20 protein-coding genes are annotated in these 24,169 nt (G+C 70.3%); 12 read left to right on the top strand and 8 right to left on the bottom strand.

What is annotated here, in order from left to right:
• Nucleotides 1–252: 252 nt before the first annotated feature.
• Nucleotides 253–2,328, top strand: coding sequence for a response regulator (locus VF329_15080; protein ID HEX7082330.1), 2,076 nt, complete (start codon nt 253–255; stop codon nt 2,326–2,328).
• A 58-nt stretch (nt 2,329–2,386) separates the two neighbouring features.
• Here VF329_15080 and VF329_15075 read toward each other — a convergent pair whose 3' ends face one another.
• Entirely contained in the window at nt 2,387–3,436 is a 1,050-nt protein-coding gene (locus tag VF329_15075) for a HAMP domain-containing sensor histidine kinase (protein ID HEX7082329.1), read from the bottom strand.
• A 212-nt stretch (nt 3,437–3,648) separates the two neighbouring features.
• Here VF329_15075 and VF329_15070 point away from each other — a divergent pair, with 212 nt between their 5' ends.
• The gene (locus VF329_15070) at nt 3,649–5,019 is read left to right on the top strand and encodes a M23 family metallopeptidase (protein ID HEX7082328.1); all 1,371 of its coding nucleotides are present in this window, start codon (nt 3,649–3,651) and stop codon (nt 5,017–5,019) included.
• A gap of 22 nt (nt 5,020–5,041) precedes the next feature.
• Here VF329_15070 and VF329_15065 read toward each other — a convergent pair whose 3' ends face one another.
• Both VF329_15065 and VF329_15060 read right to left on the bottom strand, forming a co-directional pair.
• Entirely contained in the window at nt 5,042–6,202 is a 1,161-nt protein-coding gene (locus VF329_15065) for an SGNH/GDSL hydrolase family protein (GenBank protein ID HEX7082327.1), read from the bottom strand.
• Between the two features lie 363 nt (nt 6,203–6,565).
• On the bottom strand, nt 6,566–7,561 hold the full coding sequence (locus VF329_15060; protein ID HEX7082326.1) for a metallophosphoesterase: 996 nt from the start codon (nt 7,559–7,561) through the stop codon (nt 6,566–6,568).
• A gap of 54 nt (nt 7,562–7,615) precedes the next feature.
• On the opposite strand from VF329_15060, the gene VF329_15055 reads away from it, so the two are divergent.
• Nucleotides 7,616–7,966 (top strand): zf-TFIIB domain-containing protein, encoded by a 351-nt coding sequence (locus VF329_15055; protein HEX7082325.1) that lies wholly within the window; start codon nt 7,616–7,618, stop codon nt 7,964–7,966.
• Nucleotides 7,967–7,991: 25 nt separating this feature from the next.
• On the opposite strand, the gene VF329_15050 is transcribed toward VF329_15055, so the two are convergent.
• Nucleotides 7,992–8,963: a magnesium transporter CorA family protein gene (locus VF329_15050; protein ID HEX7082324.1), complete on the bottom strand. Its 972-nt coding sequence runs from the start codon at nt 8,961–8,963 to the stop codon at nt 7,992–7,994.
• A 413-nt stretch (nt 8,964–9,376) separates the two neighbouring features.
• Here VF329_15050 and VF329_15045 point away from each other — a divergent pair, with 413 nt between their 5' ends.
• Complete coding sequence (locus VF329_15045; GenBank protein HEX7082323.1) at nt 9,377–10,009, top strand: UdgX family uracil-DNA binding protein; 633 nt, start codon at nt 9,377–9,379, stop codon at nt 10,007–10,009.
• Between the two features lie 30 nt (nt 10,010–10,039).
• Here VF329_15045 and VF329_15040 read toward each other — a convergent pair whose 3' ends face one another.
• Complete coding sequence (locus tag VF329_15040) at nt 10,040–12,085, bottom strand: ATP-binding protein (protein HEX7082322.1); 2,046 nt, start codon at nt 12,083–12,085, stop codon at nt 10,040–10,042.
• A gap of 231 nt (nt 12,086–12,316) precedes the next feature.
• On the opposite strand from VF329_15040, the gene VF329_15035 reads away from it, so the two are divergent.
• A complete protein-coding gene (locus tag VF329_15035) occupies nt 12,317–12,730 on the top strand; it encodes a DUF4168 domain-containing protein (GenBank protein ID HEX7082321.1) in 414 nt (137 codons plus the stop codon).
• A gap of 21 nt (nt 12,731–12,751) precedes the next feature.
• Here the strand turns inward: VF329_15035 and VF329_15030 are convergent, their stop codons facing one another.
• Both VF329_15030 and VF329_15025 read right to left on the bottom strand, forming a co-directional pair.
• On the bottom strand, nt 12,752–14,068 hold the full coding sequence (locus tag VF329_15030; protein HEX7082320.1) for a hemolysin family protein: 1,317 nt from the start codon (nt 14,066–14,068) through the stop codon (nt 12,752–12,754).
• A 214-nt stretch (nt 14,069–14,282) separates the two neighbouring features.
• On the bottom strand, nt 14,283–14,813 hold the full coding sequence (locus VF329_15025) for a CBS domain-containing protein (protein ID HEX7082319.1): 531 nt from the start codon (nt 14,811–14,813) through the stop codon (nt 14,283–14,285).
• 236 nt (nt 14,814–15,049) lie between these two features.
• Between VF329_15025 and VF329_15020 the strand changes: the two genes are divergently transcribed.
• The 7 genes from VF329_15020 to VF329_14990 all read left to right on the top strand — a co-directional run bounded on the left by VF329_15020 (nt 15,050) and on the right by VF329_14990 (nt 22,598).
• Nucleotides 15,050–15,454 carry a hypothetical protein gene (locus VF329_15020; GenBank protein ID HEX7082318.1) on the top strand — a complete coding sequence of 135 codons (405 nt, stop codon included), beginning with the start codon at nt 15,050–15,052 and terminating at the stop codon, nt 15,452–15,454.
• Nucleotides 15,455–15,611: 157 nt separating this feature from the next.
• On the top strand, nt 15,612–16,004 hold the full coding sequence (locus VF329_15015) for a DUF6152 family protein (GenBank protein HEX7082317.1): 393 nt from the start codon (nt 15,612–15,614) through the stop codon (nt 16,002–16,004).
• Nucleotides 16,005–16,052: 48 nt separating this feature from the next.
• Complete coding sequence (locus VF329_15010) at nt 16,053–16,877, top strand: hypothetical protein (protein ID HEX7082316.1); 825 nt, start codon at nt 16,053–16,055, stop codon at nt 16,875–16,877.
• Between the two features lie 117 nt (nt 16,878–16,994).
• On the top strand, nt 16,995–18,488 hold the full coding sequence (locus VF329_15005) for a DUF2868 domain-containing protein (protein HEX7082315.1): 1,494 nt from the start codon (nt 16,995–16,997) through the stop codon (nt 18,486–18,488).
• On the top strand, nt 18,485–19,870 hold the full coding sequence (locus tag VF329_15000; GenBank protein ID HEX7082314.1) for a DUF3482 domain-containing protein: 1,386 nt from the start codon (nt 18,485–18,487) through the stop codon (nt 19,868–19,870). Before VF329_15005 ends, VF329_15000 begins: the two co-directional genes overlap by 4 nt.
• A gap of 86 nt (nt 19,871–19,956) precedes the next feature.
• The gene (locus VF329_14995; protein ID HEX7082313.1) at nt 19,957–21,429 is read left to right on the top strand and encodes a dynamin family protein; all 1,473 of its coding nucleotides are present in this window, start codon (nt 19,957–19,959) and stop codon (nt 21,427–21,429) included.
• A gap of 56 nt (nt 21,430–21,485) precedes the next feature.
• Nucleotides 21,486–22,598, top strand: coding sequence for a metal-dependent hydrolase (locus VF329_14990; GenBank protein HEX7082312.1), 1,113 nt, complete (start codon nt 21,486–21,488; stop codon nt 22,596–22,598).
• A gap of 68 nt (nt 22,599–22,666) precedes the next feature.
• Here the strand turns inward: VF329_14990 and VF329_14985 are convergent, their stop codons facing one another.
• Nucleotides 22,667–23,932, bottom strand: a complete 1,266-nt coding sequence (locus tag VF329_14985) for an MFS transporter (GenBank protein HEX7082311.1) — start codon at nt 23,930–23,932, stop codon at nt 22,667–22,669.
• Between the last annotated feature and the right edge of the window lie 237 nt (nt 23,933–24,169).

Below are 24,169 nucleotides of genomic sequence, written 5' to 3'. Positions count from 1 at the left end.
AAACGCCGGCTCGTCAGGCAAGATCCATGCCTCGAACGATCGGTCCGCCCGCGGGTCGTGCGCCCTCCTCGGGAAGCGTGGCGCCGCGCTCACAAACGGCGCGGGGCCGGCGCGAGAGCGTGTCGGCGCAGCAAAAGCTCGTCCGGTTCGTTGCCTGGCATGCAACTTGCTTATGCCAGTCAGACTCGACTCCGAAAACCCACACCCATGCATAGGACCTCGAGCCGGGGGGCTCTGCGGAGCTCGGCCGGCGTGACAGGCTTGAAGCGGCGCGAGGCCGCCGAGCTATTCGACGCGGACAGCCGGACCGGCAGGCTCATGCGCGCCCGCGACTGGTCGTCGACGGCGCTCGGTCCGATCGACCGCTGGCCCGACAACCTGAAGACCGCGCTCCGGCTGATGCTCGCGAGCCCGACTCCGACGTTCATCTGGTGGGGCCGCGATCTGATCAACCTCCACAACGATGCCTGTGCGCGGCTCTTCGGTCGCCGCCGCCCGGACTCGCGCTCGATCGGCCGTCCCGCGAGCGAGGTGCGGCAAGAGCTGTGGAAGGCGATCGGCACTGAGGTCGTCGACGTCATCGCGGCGAACGCCGCGGCGACCGTGCCCGAGCGGCGGCTGCGTGTGAAACGCGGCGGCCGCGAGCAAGACATCGTTTGCAGCTTTTCGTTGACGCCGATTCGGGACGACTGGGGCGGCGCGGTCGGCGTGCTCGGCGCCTGCACGGACGAGACGGCCTCGATCCTCGCGCGCCGTCGCTCCGCAGCGCTCGGCCGATTGGCGGCCGCGGCGCGCGCAGAAACGCCGGGCGCAGCATGCGAGCATGCGGCCGCGGTGCTCGCCGCGGACGCGCCGGGTGTGCGATTCGCGCTCGTCTATCTCGAGGGCGGCGACGGTGGGCCCGCGCGGCTCGCGACGTCCGCGGGCACTCTCCCGCCGAACGTGCCGCAGGCGCTCGCGCTCGACGGCCGCGACGCCCCCGCGAACGACGAGGTCGCAGAGGACGCGTGGCGGCCTTTCGGCGGCGACGCCGCGGTCGCATTGCCGCTCGCCGCAGTCGAGGGCGAGCCCGCGCTCGGCCGCCTGGTCGTCGGCTTCGAGTCGCGGCTCGCGGATGACGAAGCACATCGAGAGTTCCTCGCGGCCGCAGCCGACGTGCTCGCGGCCGCGGTCGCCGCCGCGCAGGCGCGCGAGCGCCGGTCGAACGCGGATGCGGCCGTCGACACGGGCGAGCAGAGGGACGAGTTCCTCGCGATGCTCGCGCACGAGCTGCGCAACCCGCTCGCTCCGCTCAGAAGCGCCGCCGAGCTCCTCACCTATGTGGACGGGAATCCGGTTACGCTCGCACCCGCGCGCGAGATCATCGAGCGGCAGCTCGCGCAGCTCGTGCGGCTCATCGACGATCTGCTCGATGCGAGCCGAATCAGCCGCGGCAAGTTCGAGCTGCGGCGCACGCGCTTCGACCTACGGACGGCGATCGCGAGCGCGGTCGAGAGCGCTCGCCCGCTGCTCGACCGGTCGGGCCATCAACTGACGATCCGCATGCCCGAGGAGCCCGTCGAAATCCACGGCGATTACGCGCGCGTGAGCCAGGCGATCTCGAACCTCCTCGAGAACGCGGCCGAATACACGGACGACGGCGGACGCGTGAGCCTCGCGCTCGATCTCGACGGGGATGTCGCCGTCGTGCGCGTGAGCGATGACGGGATCGGCATCGAAGAGAGCATGCTGTCCCGCATTTTCGAGCTGTTCGCCCAGGGCGAGCATCGCGGCGGCGAGCCGCGCCGCGGGCTCGGAATCGGCCTGACGATCGCGCGCCGGGTCGCCGAGCTGCACCGCGGCACGCTCACGGTGAAGAGCGCCGGAAAAGGGCGCGGGAGCGAGTTCGTGCTCACGCTCCCCCGGCTCGACGCCGATGCGAGCACGTCGTCGCGCGACACGGCCGCGCGCGGCTCGCATGCGCCGCGACGCCGCATTCTCGTCGCCGACGACAACCGCGACGCCGCCGCCGCGATGGCCGAGGTGCTCGCCATCAACGGACACGAAGTGCGCACCGCCGCGGACGGGCTCGAAGCGACCGAGGTCGCCGAGTCGTTCCGCCCGGATTGCATCCTTCTCGACATCGGCATGCCGGGCGTCGACGGCTACGAGGCGTGCCGCCGGATTCGGCGGCGCCCGTGGGCCCGCGATATCGCGATCTTCGCGGTGACCGGCTGGGGACAGCCGTCCGACCGGCGGCGCACCCGGGAAGCCGGCTTCAACGCGCATCTCGTGAAGCCGGTGTCCTTCGCGGCGATTCAGGAGTTGCTCGCCGCCCGCGCGCCGTAGCAGCCTGCCCGCGTAACGATGCGCTCGACGTCGCCGCGGGCACGCGGCGGCGATCGCATCATCCCGCCTCGTTGCGTCCGGGCGGCGGCTTCGGCGGGCGGCGCCGCGGAATCGCGCGCTGCGGAGCGATCACGGCGAAGCAGGAGCCCTTGCCCCGGCGGGACCGCACCGACAGGCGGCAACCGAGCATTCCGGCGAGGCGCCGCACGAGGAGGAGGCCGAGCCCCGGGCCGAGCGGCGGCAGCGCGGACGCGTCGGGGCGCCCAAGGACGGCTTCGACCTCCTCCGGGTCCATGCCGACACCGGTGTCGCGGACCTCGATCCTCACTTGCCGCGATCCGGCCCGGCACCTCACCTCGACCGAGCCCTCGTCGGTGTATCGAATCGCATTCACGACGAGGTTGTGAAGCATCTCGCGAAACAGGACGGGATCGGTCGTGATCTCCGCGGAGACGTCGTCGACGATCAGATCGACGCCCTTGCGCACCGCGAGCGGCTCGAGCTCGCGGCCGAGCGTCTGCAGCAGGTCCCCGACACGGCAGCGCTCGTGCACCGTTTCCGCGCCGCCGGGCTCTTCCATCCGCGACATCCGGTCGAGCAGCCGCCCCAGGGAGCTCACGATCTCGCCGATCGTGCGCGCCGCCTCGGGCTCGGACTCGCCAATCGAATCGCAAATAAATTGAATACTTTGCAATGATTGTCTGACGTCGTGCACGAAGAGCGGCAGGAGCTCGACGCGCTCGGTTCGCGGCGGCGGCGCCGCTGCCGCCTCCACCTCCCGAAGCGAGAACACGAGATAGGCCCCGGCCTTCTCCGGTGCCGGACGCCACTTGATCAGCGCCTCGAAGCGCGTGCCGTCGCGGTGCGCGCAGGCGACGAGGCGGCTCGACTGCTGCAGCGGAGCGCGTCTGGCCTCCGCCGCGAGCCCCCCCGCTCCGTCCCGCGACGGGAACAGCAGCCCGAGAGGACGATCGATCAGCTCGCGGCTCGCGTAGCCGAACAAGTCTTCGGCACGGGGATTGGCGTGCACGATCGCGCCGTCATGGGCGGTGACGATGATCGCGTCGGGGGACCAGTCGACCGGAAACACCCGATCGTGCGCAGCCATGGGTTTTGCGTGTGCCGTTTTTGTTAGAGATTTTACATATTCTAGGCGGACCGGAAGGGAAATCATAGCGTACGAGAAAGATAGGAAGGCTAATAATTTCTTCTTCGGGGACGAATGCGCAACTCGTCGGCGCGCGCCGACACTACGGGCGGCGGAAGCGGCGATTTCGGCGAGCCGTGGCAATCTCCTGCCCGATCCTTACAATCCGCTGCATGAAAATACTGATAGCCGTCGTCGTCATCGCCGTGTTCGGCGTCGTGGGTGCTTGGATCTGGGCCGGGTCGGCCGAAGGTCCCGTCATCGAGATCACGGAGCCGGCCGTGGTCGGGCAGACCGGGCAGCTCGCCGTCGCCGTGCAGACCCCCGGCGGCGCCCTGACCCGGCTCGAAGCAAGGCTCGAGCAGGACGAGCTCAGCGTGCCCCTGTTCACGCTGGCGGAGGATGCCGACCGGCTCGAGCGCCCGGCCGAGGATCGCGTCGTGCTCACGGGCCCCCTCGGCAAGCAGCAAGTTCCGGAGCTTCGGGAGGGCAAGGCGACGATCGTCGTCACCGCTGCGCGCCCGGTGCTCTTCGGCTACCGTGAGGCCGAGAGCACGGCCAGCCGCGAGATCGAGGTGCGGCTCACGCCGCCGCGAGTCTCCGTGCTTTCGTCGTTCCATTACATCAATCACGGCGGCTCCGAGATGGTCGTCTACCGCGCGACGCCCGCGGACGTCGAATCGGGCGTCAGGGTCGGCGACGTCGAGTACCGCGGCTTCCCTGCGACGGGAGCCGGCATCGACACCGCCGATCCCGCCCTGCGCGTAGCCTTCTTCGCGCTCCAGTGGAATCAGCCGGTCGACACGCCGATCACCGTGTTCGCGCGCGACGCGTACGGCAACGAGACGAGCACCGTCTTCGATTACCGGGTGTTTCCGAAGGAATTTCGCAACAGCCGGATCGTTCTCGACGACCGCTTCCTCTCGCGCGTCGTTCCGGCAATCCTCGCGAATACACCGGAGCTACAAGTGGACGATCCGTCGGACCTCCTCGCGTCGTACCTCCGGATCAACCGGGATCTGCGCCGGATGAACAATGAAACGATCGCGGCGCTGGCCGAGAAGACCGCGCCCGAGATCCTGTGGGAGGGGCCGTTCAAGCAGCTCGTGAACACGGCGGTCGAGGCGGGCTTCGCGGATCAGCGCACCTACATCTACGACGGCGAGGAGGTGGATCACCAGGTCCACCTCGGCTTCGATCTCGCGTCCACGGCCGCGGCGCCGGTGCTCGCCGCGAACCGCGGGCGCGTGGTGCACGCGGGTTGGCTCGGGATTTACGGCAACTGCGTCGTGCTCGACCACGGCATGGGGCTGCAGTCGCTTTACGCGCATCTCTCCTCGATCGACGTCGCCGTCGGCGACATGGTCGAGAAGGAGCAGCGGCTCGGACGAACCGGCGCGACGGGCCTCGCAGGCGGCGATCACCTGCACTTCACGATGCTTCTCGGCGGTCAGGCCGTCACGCCGATCGACTGGTGGAGCGAGCAGTGGGTCGAGGACCGGATCCTCCGCAAGCTGCGCGAGGCGGGCGCGCCGGCCGAATAGTGGGCCCTCGCCGGCGCGCGCATCAGCGCGCCCGGCAGCCTTGCTCGAACGCGTCGACGAGCCCGGCGCCGAGGGCCGCGTGCGCCGCTCCCGTCGGATGGAGCCCATCCCAGAAGAAGAACTCGTCGAACCGAGGCACGCTTCCTTCCTCGGGCGCGCACGCCGGGTCGAATACCCGCTCGGCGACCGGTGACGCGCGATAGGTCTCGCTGTCGAAGCACGCCCGAGTCGCGTTCCTGCCGTCCGCGGCGGCCGCGGCACGCGCGTCCTCGATCAGCGCATGCAGATCGAACGGCACGATCGCGCCCGGATGCTCGGCTGCGACCGCCGCGAGCGCCGCCGCCAGTCTCTCGTTGAGCTCCGCGGAGACGGCTTCGGCGCGCGCCAGCGCCTCGGCCTCTTCGACGCCGGCTTCCGTCGCGGCAGCGCGCACCGCGGGCAGCGCGGCGAGGCTCGGGATGTTCGCGACGATCACGCATCCGGCGCCGGCCTCGACGAGCCGGTCGGCCGCATCGGCTACGGCCGCGACCGCGGCGGCGAGGATCTCGTCGGCCGAGGCGCTTGCCTCGGCGTCCGGATCCGCCGCGTCGGTCTCGGTCGGCTCGTCGAGCGACGGCAAGAGCTCGGCTTGAAGCGCGTCGATCGCATCGTTGCCGCCGATCATCACGACGTACGCGGCGTCCGCCGGCAGCAGCGGCCCGTGATCGAGCAGCAGCATGTCGAGCTGACGCGCGAGGCCCTCGAGACCGTCGTCGCGAGCCTTCGCGCTCGCGACCGCATACACGGTGCCCGTCACGGGGCGCTGCGGGACGATGTGAAACGACGGCACGAGATCCGGCAAGCCGAGGTGGTCCGCGAGATGCTCGACGGCGACGGGGCCGTCGCTCACGCGGCTCTGACGGAACAGGATGTCCGCGCACCCGTGCCCGAGCAGGTACGGATCGGCAGGGTTGCACAGGCCGACGGTGTGCTCGGGGTAAAACGGCTGCCCCAGCAGAAAGTCGCCTACCGCCGCTGCATTGCCGACGTCGGACAGGCTGTCTCCCAGCACGAACAGCGCGCTCGGGTCGTCATCCGCGGCGGACGCGGCGCTCGCGACGACGCCCGCAGCGAGCAGCGCCGCGGCGCGCGACGCGCTCTTCGTTGGTTGAGCTTCGTCCGGCACGACTATTGCTTGATCCAAGAACCGTACCACGGGCGACGACGCCCGCCGGTTACCGAAGAGACGGAGCGACAGCGGACGAGACGGAGCAACGCATGACCGCTTGCGTGAGGCGCCGCGACCTCGAGACCACGAACGGCTGCGGAACGAAACGAGACCGGGCGAGCCCGCGCTCGAACCGCGCGCCCGCGGGCGAATGGCAGCCGCCCGGGGACGTGCCGCCGCCGCCGAGCCCTCCGGAGCTGCCGCCGAACGGCACGCCGCCGGAGCAGCCGCCGGCGCGGCCGGAGGAGGTACCCGGGCGCGAGCCGGAGGAAATTCCCGATCGCGAGCCCGACGAGGTGCCGCGCGATGGGCACGACGAGCGCCGCTCCGCGGCCGCGGTCAGCCGGCGCAGGCGACCGGCCCGTCGCTTCGATCGTGCACGATCCCGTCGGCGCCGATGAACGCCCACTCGTAGCTCGTCGGCTCGAGCATCAGCACGAGCACGCCGTACGTCTCGTCCGTCGCGAAGACGCTGTCGCGCCTCCGCCAAATGATCGGATGCAAGCCGCCGCCGCCCGTGCCGACGGTGAACTGACGCATCCCGCCGGCCGCGGCCCGGCCCTCGGCATCGCGCGGCGCGAAACGCTCGTAGAGATGATCGTGGCCGTTCACGACGACATCGCCGCCGTGCCTGGCGAGCCGCTCCCAGAAGATCGCGGTGTCGCGTCCCGGATCCCAAGGCATGAAGCCGTGAAAGCCGGAGCTCGCGAGCGGGTGATGCCAGAATGCGAGGATGCAGCGCCCCGCGGCCTCGGCGAGCGTCCGCTCGAGCCATCGCACCTGCACGGCACCCGGCTCGATCCGCAGCATGCTGTTCAGCGCGACGACGAGCCAGCCGCCGGCGTCGAAGCTGTAGTACCCGGTCGGCCGCGCCTCGGGCCGCACGTCGAACACGTCGAAGTAATCGAAATACGGCACCGCTCCCGCCGTCTCGTAATCGTGATTCCCCGGTGTCGGGAACGTGCGTGCGTTGAAGCGGCCCCAGAGCGGGTCGTAGCACTCGCGAAACTGGAGCGCGCTGCCATGCTCGTAGGCGTGATCGCCGGCCGTGAAGACGATCGCGTCCGGTGCGGCGGCGACGACGGCGGCGACGATCTCCGCCGTCGCGCGCGCGCCCTGCGGCTCGTCGCAACGCGCGATGTCGCCGGCACCGACGAGCACGGCCGCGCGGCCGCCGAGCTCGAGCGCGCCCACGGCCGCGGCAATCCGATCGGCGCTCGCGATGCGGGCCGGCGAGTAGGCACAGGCTGCGAGCGCGGCGCACGCGGCGGCGGCAACCGTGCGCCGCACGCGGGCGAGCGCGGAAGCGGCGCTGGTCGAGGCGGCGGACGGCATGCGCGCAGCGATCCGTATTCGACTCCGTCGGGGCGCCGTGCGGGAGCAAGGATCATGCCAGCAAGCATGCGCATGTCCGGCGTGCAATCCGCTATCCTCGACGGCTCGATCGAGAACCGAGGAGAGCCTGCGATGCGATGCCCCGTGGACGAGACGGAGCTCATGATGACCGAGCGGCAAGGCATAGAGGTCGACTATTGTCCGAAGTGCCGCGGCGTGTGGCTCGATCGCGGAGAGCTCGACAAGATCATCGAGCGGTCCGCGGCGGACGCCGCTCCCCCGCCCCACCGTTACGAGCATCGCGGCCGCGCACCGGACGAAGGCGGCTATCACGGGGACTATCGGCGTGGCTACAGAAAACGCAAGCGGGAATCCTTCTTGAGCGAACTTTTCGATTTCGATTAGCGCCGCCGGCCCGCGGGACGTCACATTAGAGCCAACCGCGGCGCTTGAAGTACCAGAGCGGCAGGATCGCCGAGGCCGCCATCAGCGCTAGCGCGAGCGGATAGGCGCCGGTCCAGCCGAGCTCCGGCATGTGCTCGAAGTTCATGCCGTAAACCGACGCGATCAACGTCGGCGGAAGAAAGACCACTGCCGCGACGGAGAAGATCCTGATGATCGCGTTTTGCTCGATGTTGATCATCCCGAGCGTCGCATTCAGCAGGAACGCGACGTTCTGCGACAGGAACTCCGAGTGGTTGATCAACGAGCGCACGTCGCGGTTCAGCGTCGCAAGCCGCGCGCGGACCTCCGCTTCGAGCTCCGACGCGGCGACCTGCGTCATGAATCCGCCGAGCCGGTCGAGCGACGCGAGGCTGTCGCGGAGCTTCGCACCGAGGTCTCCCTTGCGGCCGATCTCCCGAAGGATGCGCTGAAAATCGGAGCCGCGGAGCGACGTCGGTGACCCGGGCGGCGCGAAAATCGTCCGGGAAATCGAGTCGACGTTCCCGGCCACGCGCTCGACGATGTCGGCCATGCGGTCGACGATGACCTCGAGCAGCGCAACCAGCACCATCTCTCCGCTCGCGCCCGCGATCGCCGTCTTCGACGCAGATTGAGCGAAGGTGCGGAAAGCGCTCGGATCGTGATAGCGCACGGTGATCAGCCGCTCCCGCGCCAGCACGAACGTCACCGGCGCCAATTCCGGATCGTCGCTATCGGCTTGCGCGGGCAGCGTCGCCGTCATGTAGAGCGCGCGATCCGCGCGGTACAGGCGGCTCGAAAGCTCGATCTCTTGCATCTCGTCGCGCGTCGGGATCTCGATGCCGAGCGCGCGCTCGAGCGCCCGCTCCTCCTCCTCCGTCGGGCGAACGAGGTCGATCCACACGACGCCGTCGAGCTGCTTCATGCCGCCCTTCGCCGGCTCGAGCCGGCCCCGCACCACTTCGAACGTGCTGATCATTCGCGCCCTCCGTCCGATCGAAAGTCGTCGATTCGCCCGCGATCCCGGCGCCTGCATCGTAGCCCGTGCCGCGATTCGGCATGGGCTTCGACAACCCACCGCGTCGCGGGCGAGAAGCAGGGTCCGGCCGCGCCGGCTACCGGACGCCGGACGAAGCTCGACGCCGACGATCGGCCGAATCCCGCTCCGCTGGCACAAATCGTGAAAGCGCCGTTGCGCGGAGAGGCTCTCGACGTCCGTGGGCGCGAGCGCCGCCTTTCCTCGGCCTGCGGCGCGCTCGACGAGCGCCTCCGCGGAAACGTCGCCCTCCCCGACCGAGCAAGGCTGCTGACGTGAAGCGGGACCACCACGCGGAAGCGAAAGGCCCGACGGCCGGCCGAGCGGTCCCGCGTGCGGTGCGCGGCGCCGAAAAGATCCTCGGCACGTCCGCGCGCGACTTTCTGCCGGAGCGTCCGACGCTCGCGTCGGCGCGCCGGGCCGCGGCCGGATGCCGCGGGTGCCCGCTGTGGCGCGACGCGACGCAGACGGTGTTCGGCGAAGGGCTTCAACGCGCGCGGCTCATGCTCGTCGGCGAGATGCCGGGCGACCGCGAGGACCTGGCGGGGAAGCCTTTCGTCGGGCCGGCCGGGCGCATTTTCGACGAGGCGCTCGAGGCCGCCGGCATCCGCCGCGAGGACGCGTACGTCACGAACGTCGTGAAGCACTTCAAGTGGGAGCCGCGGGGGAAGAGGCGCCTGCATCGCACGCCGACCGCGGCCGAGGTCGGCGCCTGCCTGCCGTGGCTCGAGACGGAGATCGACATCGTCGAGCCGGAGGTTCTGGTGTGCCTCGGCGCGACCGCGGCCCGCGCGCTGCTCGGCGCCGGCTTCCGCGTCTCGCGCGAGCGGGGCCGGTTCGTGCCGTCGCCGCTCGCGCCGCGCGTGACGGCGACGGTGCACCCGTCGTCGCTGCTCCGGATGCGCGACCGCACCGACCGCGAGACGGAGATGCGCCGCTTCATCGACGATCTCGCGAAGGTCAAGCTCGCGCTCGACGGCGGCCGCTGAGCGCGCCGCCGATCGTCGCCCCGCGCGAGGTCACCGGGCGGCCGGCCGGGCGAGAAGCGAGCTCACGTCGCCGAGGCTCACCGGCTTGACCAAATGGTCGTCGAAGCCCGCTTCGCGCGTGCGCACGCGGTCCTCGACACGCCCCCAGCCGGTCAACGCGATCATGTGCACGTCCTTGCCCCAGGGCTGCTCGCGGATCCGGCGGCACACCTCGTAGCCGTCGACCGTCGGCATCCCGAGATCGAGGATCACGACCTCGGGTCTGAATCTCGCGGCGGTGTCGATGGCCGCGGAGCCGTCGTACGCGGTCTCGACCTCGTTGCCGCCGACGCGCAGCAGCTTCGCGAGCGCATCGGCGCTGTCGTGGTTGTCGTCGACGACGAGCACCCGGCGGCCGGCAGTGCCCGCTTGGCGCAACGCGGATCGCGGCGGCCGATCCCCGGGCGCCGGCGCGAGAGGCAGCCGCACGACGAAGTCCGCTCCGCGTTCAGCGCCTTGACTTCGCGCCTCGACGCGCCCGCCGTGCAATTCGACGAGGCGGCGCACGAGATAGAGGCCGACGCCGAGGCCGCCTTGCGCGCGGCCGACGGTGCGCGTGCTCTGGTAGAACATGTCGAACAGATGCGGTAGCTCGTCCGGCGAGATCCCGATGCCGGCGTCGCGCACCATGATCGATACCCAGGGCGGCTCGCGCTCGACGGTCAGCCACACGCGTCCCGGCTCGCTCGTGAACTTCGCGGCGTTCTTCAACAGATTCGTCACGACCTGCGTCAAGCGGACGAGGTCTCCCCGAACGTGGACCGCGTCCCCCGGAAGCTGCACGACCAGCTCCTGGCCGTGCTCCTTCAACGTGGGGCGGCTCGCCTCGACAGCCGCCGCGACGATGTCGCCGATCGATACGAGCTCTTTGCGCACCTCGAGCTGGTCGCGGGTGATGCGCGAGATGTCGAGCAGATCGTCGATCAAGCGAGTCATGTGCGATACCTGCCGCTCGATCACCGCACGGGCCCAATCGCGCTCCTCGCTCGTCTCGGCGTCGAGCAGCTCGGCGGCATAGCAGAGCGGCGCGAGCGGGTTGCGCAGCTCGTGCGCGAGCGTCGCGAGGAACCGATCCTTCTGCCTCCCGGCCTCGGCGACGCCCTCCTCGCTCCGCTTGCGGTCGGTGATGTCGAGGATCGTGCCCGTGACCTCCGTCGCACGCCGCGCCTCGCCCTCACCCTCGAAGTGCGCCTCGCCGGTGATCTCGATCCAGATCCACTCCCCGTCGGGCCGCCGCCACGGAAGCTCCGTCAGAAAACGGCGATCGGCGCTCGCGGGATCGAGGATGCGGCGCAAGCAGCTCGCATAGCGCTCCTCGCCGTCGGCTGGCAAGTGGTGATGCATCGCGGACGCGAGCGTGAAGTCGCCGGCCTTGCCGCCGAGTATCTCGAGCGCGCTCGTGTCGTGCGTCGCAACGTCACGCACCGGATCCCACGACCACGTCCCCATCCGGGCGGCGTCGAGCGCGAACCTCAGACGGCGCTCGCTGTCGCGCAGCGCGGAGGTCTCCTTCCTTCGCTCCGCGTCGACTCGCGCGCGGCGCGACTCCGACTCGGCGAGGGCCGCCTCGAGCTTCTCGACCGCGGAGACGTCGGTCGCGGCAACGAGCACCGAGCGCCGCTGCCGCGGACGCTCGACGGGTGCGAGGTCGAGGCGAGCGCGGACGGTTTCGTCGTCGGGCCGCGGAAAGCGCACCTCGACGGCCGCGCGCTCGCCGCCGGCGGCCGACGCACACGCGCGGCTCAGCGCCGGCACGTCGTCCGCGGCGACGACGTCGGACAGCGAGCCCTCGCGCAACGCGTCGCGAGGCCGGCCGGTCAGGTGCGCGAGCTCCGCGTTGACGGCGACGAAACGGCCGTCGTCGGCCACGACGGCGAGCGGAACGGGTATGTTTTCGAGAAGGTCCGGAAGCCGGTCAAGCGCTCCCGGCGAGGACCGCGGCGCACCGTGCGACTTGCGGGCGCCGTTTGCAGGGGGACCGGAGAGCTTCTGCTTGGCCAGCGCCCCTCCTTCTGACGAGCTGCGTGCGCCAGGCATCGATGCAAGCGCCATGCCACGGCTACGCCGGCCCCCGCCCCGCGCGCTCGCGGGCCGTGGCGCCCCTCGTCCCGGCCTGCATCCGCCGCTTGTAGCGCGTAGAGGCACGGTTCTTGCACTGCAGCGGGGCCGCGGATCGGCCGATTGACTCCACCGCGTCAACGCCGTGGTCGCTCGGTGAGCGCAGTCCGATCCGCGAGCTCCATTACGGGTCCTTGGGGGGACGAGCCGATGCACCGACCCGCTCGAATGTTCGCCCGCGCCGCCGTGCTGATCGCGGTGGCCGTGGGGACCGAAGCGTCGACCGATCCGCCCGCGCCGGCCGACAGCCCGTTGACGCAAACCGTCGAGCCCACCGACCCGAGCGCCGATGTCGACGTCGAGATCTCGGACGAGGACATCGAGACTTTCGCCGAAATCTACGTCGCCCTGCGGCGCAGCGCCGACAAGTTCGAACGCGAGATCGCGGCCGTCGAATCGGCGGAGGAAGCGCAGGCGGTTCAGCAGCGCATGCAACAGGAGAGCCTGGAGACGCTCGAGCGCCATGGCTGGACGACCGAGCAGTTCGAACGTGTCGCCCGCGCGTTGAATCGGCGCCCGGACCTGGCTCGCAAGGCGCTGCAGCTGATCGAGGAGGCCTCCTGACCGGGCGGTTTTCCGAGGCGCTCAGGTACGCGCCGACTGCGACTCCGCGGCCGCATCCGCTCCAGGCGTGTACAGGAGCTTGTCGATGCGGTGCCCGTCCATGTCGAGGATCTCGAATCGGCCGCCGGCCGCCGTGAAGGTGTCGCCGACGGACGGGAGGCGCTCGAGCCGGTGCAGCGCGAAGCCCGCGACGGTGTCGAAGTCGCCGCCCTCTCGAAGCCCGCGAACGCGCACCCGGTCCTCGAACTCGTCGATCGGAAACGCGCCGTCCACGAGCCACGACCCGTCGCTGCGGCGGACGAGCCCGACCTCCGGCTCCTCACCGAGCTCCGGCAGCTCGCCGGTAATGGCCTCGAGAATGTCGGCGAGCGTGACCACGCCCTCGGTCGCACCGTACTCGTCGACGACGATGGCCATGTGCACGCCCTCGGTTCGGAACAGGTCGAGCAGCCGCAGCACGTGCACCCCCTCCGGGACGACGAGCGGCGCGACCATGTAGTCCGAGAGCCGGATCGTCTCGCCCTTCAGCAGCGCCGGCGCGAGATCCTTCATCTGCACGACCCCGACCGGGTTGTCGATCGTCCCGCGGCAAACCGGTAAGCGCGACGTCCGTCGCGTCGCGAGCTGCTCGGCGATCTCCTCGGGCGTCGCGTTCTCGTCGAGCCAGACGACCTCCTGGCGCGGCGTCATGATCGCGCGCACGCGGCGATCCGCCAGCCGGAGCACGCCGTCGATCATCTCGCGCTCCGGCTTCAGGAACACGCCGGCGCGCGTGCCCTCGGCGATCAGCATCCGCACCTCCTCCTCCGTCACCGTCGTCTCCGGAGCCCCGCCGAGACCGAGCAGCTTGACGACGCTCTCCGTAGACAGCTTCAGCGCCCAGACGACAGGGCCGGCGATGCGCGCGAGCGAGCGCATCGCCGGCGCCACGGCGACGGCGATCCGCTCCGGACGCCGCAACGCCAGACGCTTCGGCACGAGCTCCCCGAGAATCAGCGTCGCGTACGTGATCGCGATGACGATCGCGGCGATCGCAACGGTATCGGCGTAAGGGGCGAGGACCGGCCAGCGCGCGAGCCACTCGCCGAGCTCCTCGCCGAGCGCGACGCCGCTGAATGCGCCGGCGAGAATGCCGACGAGCGTGATGCCGACCTGCACGGTCGACAGGAAGGCGGTCGGGTCGTCGATCAGCGCGATTGCGGCGCGCGCGCCGCGGTTACCTCGGCCGGCGAGGCTTTGGAGCCTGCTCTTGCGGGACGACACGACGGCAAGCTCGGACATCGCGAACAGGCCGTTCAGCAGGACGAGCAGCAGGACGATGACGATGTCGATGAGCATGGGCGAGTCGGCCTCGGCGTGAACGTCGGCCCATTATGCGGGGATCGGGGACGGCCGGATGCGGCACGCGCCGCCGTTCGCACGGCGACGCGGCCTCCGGAACGCGCGGCGACAGTCTCCGGAAGGCGTCGCAACGGCGTCGGGAGTGCGCGCGACGCCACCGGAGCGCGCGGCGACGGCCTGCGGCGCCCGGTCGGCGCCGCAGGCTGCGTAGTCAGAGGCTCGGCGAGGCGGAGGGGCCCGAGACGCTGCTCGACTCCCCGAGGGTACGGCGGCTCGGGTCGACGATGGCCGCCAACGTGTCCCCGACCTCGCTTTCGGTCACGTCAGGTGCCGCGCGCGAGCGCGGCTGCGCGCTCGTCTCCCGGGAGGCTTCGCGGGCGATGTCCGCGAGCGAGATCATGCCGATCAGCTCGCCGCCGTCGGACACGACCGGGAGCCGGCGCACCTGCGCGCTCCGCATCGTGCGCTCGGCTTCGGTCGCCGCATCCTCGGGCCGGCACACGCGCAGATCGCGCGTCATCGCTTCCGACACGCGGATCTCGTGCAGCGGCCGGCCGCGGAACAAGGCCGACATGCAAATGTCTCGATCGGTGATCATGCCGATCGCGCGCACGACGCCGTCGCCCGTTCCGACCGGCAGAGCGCCGATATCGTGATCCCACATCAGCTGCGCCGCGCGGTCGAGCGAATCCTCGGGGCGGCACCAGTACACCTGCTTCGACATCAGTTGCTCCACTCGCATCGCGCTCCTCCTCTCCCCGCGAGAGCCCGTGCTCGCGCTCCGGGGACGGGGCGAAGGGCGGCAAGATGCGTGCCACGGTCGGCACCGGAGAATGCTCCCGCTGCCCGGCCCGACGGGCGCGCGGACGGGTTTCGAGGCGTCTACCCCATTTCGATTTGACGATCGTGAACGGCCCCGTGTCTAGCCTTCTCCGATTCTCGCGGTTACGCTTTGCCATCTTCCAACGGAGGAGTCGAATGAAAGTCGGAAGTTTTCGCGCCTTTGTGGTCGCCGGGGCCCTTGCGGCGACGTTGCCCGCGCTCGCGCAGACGGGCCATCCGGCGAAGGGCTCGTGGATCGGATACTGGGGGCCGAGCGAAGCCGAGGGCAAGCGCATGCTGCTCGTGCTCGACTGGGAGAACCGAGAGATCGTCGGGACGATCAATCCCGGGCGCAACGGCGTGCCGATCGACAGCGCCGAGATCGACTACTCGACGTGGACGATGACCCTCGAGGCGCAGATGCCGACCGAGGACGGCGGCACGGAAACGTGGGTCGCCACCGGCAAGCTCGAGAACCTCGGCTCGTGGACGAACCGCCGCTATGTCGGCACGTATCGGCTCGGCGACGAGACCGGTCGTTTCGCCCTGATCATGAATTGAGCGCGTGTCGGCGGCCCCGGGGGGCGCCGGCCCCCGCCGACGTACGGCGGTATGTCACGAAGGCCGCGGCGCTGTTAGACTTTAACGGTATGATTTCTGGGGGTAATGAAGGGCGATGTCCACCGGGTGGCCGCCCTCAGCATGGAGAGTGCGATCGATGAGAACCAAGCTTGCACTGTTGTTGGCGGCGCTCGGCGCCACTGCCGTGGCGGTTCCCGCGGCGGCGCATCACTCGTTCGCGGCGGAGTTCGACGCCAACAAGCCGATCGAGCTGACCGGCGTCGTCACGAAGGTCGAGTGGATGAATCCGCATACGTACTTCTACATCGACGTCGAAACCGAGGACGGCAAGTTCGAGAACTGGGCGCTCGAGCTCGGCAGCCCGAACGGTCTCGCGCGGCGCGGCTGGACCCGCAACTCGCTGAAGGTCGGGGACGTCGTCACCGTCACGGGGTCGCAAGCGCGCGACGGAAGCCTGAAGGGCAATGCCAGGTCGGTGGTCCTCGCCAACGGCAAGCGGCTCTTCAACGGTCAGGCCGATAACAGTTGAGCGGCGCCGGTCCGGCTCTGCGGCTGAAGGTACGGAGGATTCACGACAGTGGATAGACGACAGACTCTCGCCGCAGCCGCGATCGCGGCTGCGACGCTCGCGTCGAGCGCGGTAATGGCGCAGACCGACGCTGCGAAGCCGGCCGAGAAGGCGGCTCCGACGCCGCGGCTCCCCGACGGCACCGTCGACCTCGGCGGCGACGGCATCTGGGACCTCCCCTGGATCACGGACTTCGGCAAGCAGCTGGTCGGCCGCGACGACATCCCGTTCTTGCCGTGGACGAAGGCGATATTCGAGTATCACAAAGCGAACAACGTCGCCTACGATCCGGAAGGCTTCTGCCTTCCGCCGGGCGGCCCGCGGGCGCTCGGCACGCCGTATCCGGCGGAATTCCTGCAGCAGGACGACCGCATCGTCGTGATCTTCGAAGGCGGCGCGCACGTCTGGCGTGAGATCCATATGGACGGCCGCCCGCTCCCGAACCCGGACGAGATCACGCCGACGTACTTCGGTTACTCGGTCGGCCACTGGGAAGGCGACACGCTCGTCGTCGAGACCGTGGGGTACAACGAGAAGACCTGGTTGAACTTCGGCGGCTACGTGCACACCGACGAGCTGCGCACGATCGAGCGGATCAGCCGGCCGAATCGCGACACGCTCCACTACGAGACGACGCTGATCGACCCCGGCGCGTACAGCGAGCCGTGGACGATCGCGTGGGACATCGAATGGTCGGAAGGCGCGGAGCTCGCCGAGTACATCTGCCAGGAGAACAATCAGTTCCTGGTCGAGCTCAAGGACGATCTCGGAATGCCGTTTTTCCAGCGGCCCGACACGAACGAAGTTTGGCGGAGCGTCTGGGAGACGGAATAGATAGCGCCTCGGCTCGCTTCTTCACAATCCTCGGGGCGGCGCGTCGCGCCGCCCCGTTTTCGTTTGGAGCCTGCCGCCCCCGTGCTGCGTGACGATCAAGGCCGTCCCTGAACGCCGATGACGTCGACGCAGGATTTCCGAGAGGGGCCGCACGAGGCCCTCACCACGCTGTTCGACGACGCGGTCGACGTGCCGCTATGGCTCGAGGCCGACGGAGCGAAACCGTTCGTCGAGCGCGCGCGGCGTGATCGGGCCATCGCTCGCGAGCTGCCGCCCGGGGACTGCGTCGCTCAGGTGCGGGCGTGGTGGCGCCGGGTCGACGGAAGACGGTCGGCCGCGGCCACGCGCCTCTCGGGCATCCGCGCGCTCGTAACGGTCGTGATGATCGCGGCGGGCGCCGTCGGGGGTGTGGCGGTGGCGCTCGCCGCCTTTCGCTACGACGGCACGTACCCGGTGAACGTCGTGCGGCTGCTCGCCCTCCTCGTCGCACCGCAGCTCGTGCTCGTCGCGCTGACGCTGCTGATGATGCCGCCGCGGCTGCCGGGCCTGCGCCCGCTGCAGGATCTCCTCCGCACCGTCAATCCAGGCGCCGTCGCCGCCTCGCTGTTCCGGCGGCTCGCGCGCGACCCGGGCGAGTTCTCGAAGCTGTTCGGCGTCGAGGCCGGGCGGGCCACGGCGGCCGGACGCTTCGCGAAATGGCAGGTCATCTGCTGGTCGCAAGTCGCGTCGGTCACGTTCAATCTCGCGGCGCTCGCGGCCGGCGCGATGCTGATCACGTTCACCGATCTCGCTTTCGGGTGGAGCACGACGCTCGCCGCGGATCCGGCCACCGTCGCCCGCATCGTCGACACGATCGCCTGGCCTTGGCACACCGTCGTTCCTCGAGCCGTCCCGGATCTCGCGCTGATCGAGCGCTCGCAGTTCTTCCGGCTCGAAGGCGCCGAGGACTTCGGCGTCGGCGCTTCGCGCGCGCTCGCCGGCTGGTGGTCGTTCACGATTCTTGCGATCGCAGTGTACGGTCTCGCGCCGCGGCTCGTGCTGCTCGGGATCGCCGCGTGGCGCCTGCGGGCCGCGACGCGTGCGCTGCTGCTCGAGGATCCGCGCGTCACGGCGTTGCTCGATCGGATGGGCGCCCCGGAGATCGAGACTGTCGCCGAAGCGCACGACGAGGCGCGCGCTGGCGGGGGTTCGGCCCACGCGGCCCCGCCCGGCGGCCTCGGAGGCCGCGCGCGCGCCGTGATCTGGAGCGGCGCCCTCGCGCCCGACGCGGCCCGCGCCTACGCCCGCCGGCGACTCGGTCTCGAGCTGACGACCGTCGTCGAGGCCGGCGTCGGCCCGGAGCTCGGCGCGGACCGCGAAGCCGTCACGAAGATCGCGGCGGCGGGCGCCGGGACGCTCGTCGTCTTCACGCCCGCATGGGAGCCGCCGTTGCTCGAGTTCCTGGATTTTCTCGCCGCCCTGCGCGGGCATGCCGGCGACTCGGCGTCGATCGTCGTCACGCCGGTCGCCGAGGCCGAGCAGGCCGTCAGCGACGTGGAGCGGGAAACCTGGTCGCAGGCGATCGGCCGCCTCCGCGATCCTTACGTCTACCTCGAGACGGGCGCCGCATGAGCCATCCGCGCTTCGCGATCGTCGGCCACCCGAACAAGGGCAAGAGCAGCATCGTCGCGACGCTCGCGGAGGACGACGACGTCGCGATCTCGCCCGTCCCCGGCACGACGACGCGGGCCCGCGCCTATCCGATGCGACTCGACGGCGAGACGTTGTACGAGCTCGTCGACACGCCGGGCTTTCAACGCGCCCGCGAGGTTCTCGGCTGGCTGCAGAGCCACGACCGGGGGGCCGAGGCGCGCGCCGAAGTGGTGCGCGAGTTCGTCGCCGCGCATGCGGACGATCCCCGCTTTCGCGACGAGCGGGAGCTGCTCAAGCCGATCCTCGACGGCGCCGGCATTCTCTACGTCGTCGACGGCAGCCGGCCTTACGGCCGGCAATACGAGGCGGAGATGGAGATTCTGCGCTGGACCGGCCGGCCGCGCATGGCCCTGATCAATTTGATCGCGACAGGCGACCACGTCGAGGAATGGCGTGCGGCGCTGTCGCAGTACTTCTCGCTCGTGCGCGTCTTCGATGCGATGCGCGCCGACTTCTCGAAGCGCATCGAGCTGCTGCGGGCTTTCGGTGCGATCGACGAGACGGCGGCGCAGCAGCTCAATCGTGCCGCCGACGCGCTCGTCGCCGAGCGCGAACGCCGCAAGCGGCGCGCGGCAAGCGAGATCGCGACTCTGATCGTCGACGTGTCGACGGCGACCGTGACGGTTCCCGTGCGCGACCGGCAGAACGATCCGGAAGCCGAGAAGCGCGCGCGCGCCAAGCTGCGCGAGCGCATCCGCGAGCGGGAGGCCGCCGCCCGCAAGACCGTGCAGGAGATCTACCTCCACGACGGGCTGAAGGCGCGCGAGTCGGCCGAGTCCTTTCTCGCCGAGGACGTGTTCTCCGCGCGAAGCTTCAGCGTGTTCGGCCTGTCGGGGACGCAGCTCGCGGTGACGGGCGCGGCGTCCGGCGCAGTCGCCGGCGGGCTCGTCGACGTCGCGCTCGGCGGCGCGTCGCTCCTGCTCGGCGCCGGCATCGGCGCGGCGATCGGCGCGTTCGGCGCCCTCGCCGGCGCCGACCGTCTCGCGAAGGTCGAGATCCTCGGTCAGCCGCTCGGCGGCTTCGAGCTGCGCGTCGGCCCGATCGCCGATCCGAATCTGCCGTGGGTGATCCTCGGCCGCGCGTTGCTGCACGTCCGCCTCGTCGCCGAGCGCAATCACGCCCGCCGGGAAGAGCTGGTCGTGGACGCCGCAACCGGCGCTCACCTGGCGGATTCCATCGACGCCGGCCGGCGGCGCCGGCTCGAGACGCTGTTCCGCCGCGCCCGGGCCGAGCGCGGGCTGAACGCCGCCGACCGAGCACGGCTGGAGGACGAGATCGCGGCGCTGATCGAAACGCCCTGACCCGCGGCCGGCCGGAAGCCGCCGCTTCTGTATACTGATCGGATGCGACGGGACTGCCCGTTCGCGCCGTCTCGAATGGAGGTCAAATGCCGGACACGACGCGAGCCAACCTCAAGGAGCACCTCGACAAGTTGGTGGCTCACCTCGAACGAGAGAACCCGGACCTGCTCGACGTCGTCCGCAGCTTCCGCAGCCTCGACGTCGTCGGTCACCGGCTCGGCCTGCTGGAACCGAACGAGTCGTATGCGACGCAGGTCACTTGGTGGCCGCTGATCTCCGTGCTCGGCACGTTCTCGTCGGGGAAGTCCACGTTCATCAATCACTTCCTCGGCCAGCCCTTGCAGCCGACCGGCAACCAGGCCGTCGACGACAAGTTCACCGTGATCTGCTACGGCCGCGAGGGCGCGCCGCAAGTGCTGCCCGCCCTCGCGCTCGACAGCGACCCGCGCTTCCCGTTCTACAACATCAGCCGCGAGATCGACGAGGTCACGCGCGGTGAAGGCAACCGGCTCGATTCCTATCTGCAGCTGAAGACGTGCGACAGCGAGCAGGTGCGCGGCCGCATCCTGATCGATTCGCCGGGCTTCGACGCCGATGCGCAGCGCACCGAGACGCTGCGCATCACGAACTACATCATCGACCTCTCGGATCTCGTGCTCGTGTTCTTCGATGCGCGCCACCCCGAGCCCGGCGCGATGCGCGACACGCTCGAGTATCTCGTCACCGGCACGCTGCGGCGTCCGGACTTCAACAAGTTCCTGTACATCCTGAACCAGATCGACAATGCCGCGCGCGAGGACAACCCGGAGGAAGTCTTCGCCGCGTGGCAGCGCGCGCTCGCGCAGAAGGGGCTTACGGCGGGGCGCTTCTTCCGCATCTACGACCCGTCCAGCGCCGCGCCGATCCTGGACGAGCGCCTGCGCGAGCGCTTTGAGAAAAAGCGCAACGAGGACATGCGCGAGATCCTCGAGCGCATCTACCGGCTCGACGTCGATCGCGCCTACCGCGTCACCGGCATGCTCGAGAAGACGGCCGTCAGGATCCGCGACGAGCTCGTACCGCGGATTCGCGAAGCCAACCGGTTGTGGAAACGGCGCGTGGTGCGCACCGACCTCGTCCTGCTCGGCGTCGTGGCGCTCGTCCTGGTGGGCGGGAGCATCGCGCTCGGCTGGTGGAACGGCCTGACCTTCGCACCGCCGTGGCTCGACTTCGCCCGTCAATCGCCGCTCCTGTTCTGGGCGATCGTCGTGATCGCGGCCGTCGCCGTCGTCGTCCTCGTGCACCGCTCGGCGCGCCGCTGGGCGTCGCGAGCGGTCGTCAAGCGGATCGAACGGGATGCCTCGCTCGGCGAGGACGGGCCGCGGGTCGCGAATGCGTTCCTCCGGAACGTGCGCGCATGGCGGCCGTTCTTCGTGGAGCGCCCGGTCGGCTGGACGGCCGGCACACGCAAGCGGCTCGACCGAATCCTGGCCGAGGCGCACGCGGCGGTCCAGCGGCTCAACGACCGCTACACGAACCCGTCGGGCGGCACCGAGCTGACCAAGGACCGGGCCGCGTAACGCATCCGGACGGGCGTCGCCGCCTCCGCCGCGCCGCGTAGCTTCGCCGCGCCGCCGTGGACCCGATCGCGCATACCTTTACCGGCGCGGCGCTCGCCGCGGCGGGCTTGAGACGCACGACACCGCTCGCTTCCGCGGCCCTCGTGATCGGCGCGAACGCGCCGGATATCGACGTGGTCACGATGTTCGCCGGCGACTACGCATCGCTCGCCTTCCGGCGCGGGTGGACGCACGGTCTCCTCGCGGTGGCCGTCCTGCCGCTCGTCGTGACCGGCCTCCTGTTGCTTTGGGAGCGTATCGTCCGCCGAAGACGCCCGGAGGCCGCGCCGGCGCGCGCGGGGCCGCTGCTCGGGCTCGCGGCGCTTGCCGTGCTGACGCATCCGACGCTCGATTGGCTGAACAACTACGGCTTGCGTTGGCTGATGCCGTTCGACGGCCGCTGGTTCTACGGCGACGCGCTCTTCATCATCGACCCGTGGGTCTGGCTCGCGCTCGGCGGCGTGCTGTTTCTCGCGCACTCGCGCCGGCCGGCGGCGCTCGGCGCGTGGGCGGTGCTCTGGGCCCTCGCCTCCGTGCTGGTGTTCACGGCGGAGATCCCGCTCGCTTCGCCGATCGTCTGGACGGCGGGGCTCACTGCCTTCGTCGCGGCCCGGGCCGCGGGGATCGCGGGCGACACGCACCCGCGACGCATCGAGCGCGGCGCCCGGGCCGCGCTCGCCCTCGTCGCCGCCTACATGGCCGTGCAAGTCGCCGCGAACGTCCCGGCCCGCGCCGAGGTTCGTGCGGCCCTCGCCGCCCGCGGCATCGATGCGGTGGAAAGCGTGATGATCGGGCCGAATCCGGCCGATCCTTTCGCCGGCAGCGTGGTCGCCGAAACGCCGGACGCCTACTACACGGGCCGCTGGCACTGGCTCGAGTCGCCGCGGTTTCGGCCGGACGCGCAGCCGATACCGAAAAACCGCCGCGGCCCGGTAGCGGAGGCCGCGGCCGCAGCGCTTCCCGCGCGCCGCTACCTCACGTGGTCGCGCTTTCCGTTCTTCGAGATCGAAGCGGACGACTCGGGCTACACGGTGACCATCAGCGACGCACGCTACAGAGGCATCGCCCGGCTCGGCGGCGTCGTCGTGCGGCTCGATCGCGATCTCCGGCCGGTCGAAGAACACCGTTAGTCGAGCCGCGCTCGGCTCGACGGCGGCCGGACGACCGGGCTCTGCGCAGCGCGATGCGGCGAGCCGCCCTACCCTTGCCGCAGCGGCGCGCCGGCGGCAACGTCCATCTTCGCTTCGGCCGCCCGCCCGCCGTGCTTCGCGACGTCCGGCAGCAGCGCGGCGAGTAACCCCAGCGCCGGCAGGAACGCACAGAGCCGGAACACGAACTGAACGCTGGTCGCGTCGGCGAGCACGCCGATCGCCGCCGCGCCGATGCCGCCGAGCCCGAACGCGAGGCCGAAGAAGAGGCCGGCGACGGTGCCGACGCGGAAAGGCATCAGCTCCTGGCCGTAAACGACGATCGCCGGGAACGCGGACGCGAGAATCATCCCGATCGGCACGGTCAGGACGGCCGTCCAAAAGAGGTTCGCGTACGGGAGCAGCAGCGTGAACGGCAGCACGCCGAGGATCGAGGCCCAGATCACGAACTTGCGGCCGAAGCGGTCGCCGACGGATCCCCCGGCGACCGTCCCGACGGCGACCGAGCCGAGAAACACGAACAGCAGGACTTGCGCGGTCCGCACCGAGACGCCGAAACGCTCGATCAAATAAAAGATGTAGTAGCTCGACATGCTCGCCGTGTAGAAGAACTTCGAGAAGATCAGCGCGACGAGCACGGCGACGGCGCCGGCGATTCGCTTTCGCGACAACGCGGCGGCCCCCGGCGCGTTTCGGCGTCGCCGCGGCGCGAGGCGCGCGAGCCCGTGCCGGCGATACCAGCGGCCGACTCCGGTCAGCAGAACGATCGCGACGAGCGCGGCGGCCGAGAACCATGCGACGCTGCCCTGCCCGTGCCGCAGCACGATGAAGGCCGCGAGCAGCGGACCGACGGCCGAGCCGACGTTGCCGCCGACCTGAAACAGCGCCTGGGCGAGGCCGGGCCGGCTTCCCGACGCCATGCGCGCGACCCGCGACGACTCGGGATGGAGCACGGCGGAGCCGCTCCCGACCAGGGCCGCCGCGGCGAGCAGCACGCCGAAGCTCTGCGCGCCGGAGAGCAGCACGAGACCCGTGAGCGTGAATCCCATCCCGACGGCCAGCGAGTACGGTTGCGGCCGGCGATCGGTGTAGTACCCGATCGCGGGCTGGAGCAGCGACGCGGTGAGCTGGAACGTGAACGTCAGCAGCCCGACCTGCGCGAACGTGAGCCCGTAGTTCGTCTTCAGGATCGGATAGATCGCCGGCAACAGCGACTGCATCATGTCGTTCAGCAGGTGACAGACGCTGATGGCCGCCAGAACGACATAGCTCGTCTCCACGGCGGTCGCGCCGCGGTCTGCGGTGATGGTGCTCATCGGGTGCTCTCTCGGGGGCGGCACAGCGTATCAGAGCCGGCGGCCGCCCGCTATTTCGCGTCTTTGCAAGAGCCGCCCAATTCCTCCAAGACCGCCGCCGCTCGGGCTTCTCGCACGATGCACGCCGCCCACGGCTCGACTCGCGGCCCGCCGCCTGCCCCGGCGCCGCGCCGCGAATTCCGTGGCACACCTATTGCAGAGCCCGCACTCCCCTACGCAAGCACACGGCGATTCGGA

This window comes from Gammaproteobacteria bacterium, from assembly GCA_036381015.1.
Classification (GTDB): domain Bacteria; phylum Pseudomonadota; class Gammaproteobacteria; order Steroidobacterales; family Rariloculaceae; genus ZC4RG20.
This window is presented reverse-complemented; position numbering and strand designations above follow the sequence as displayed.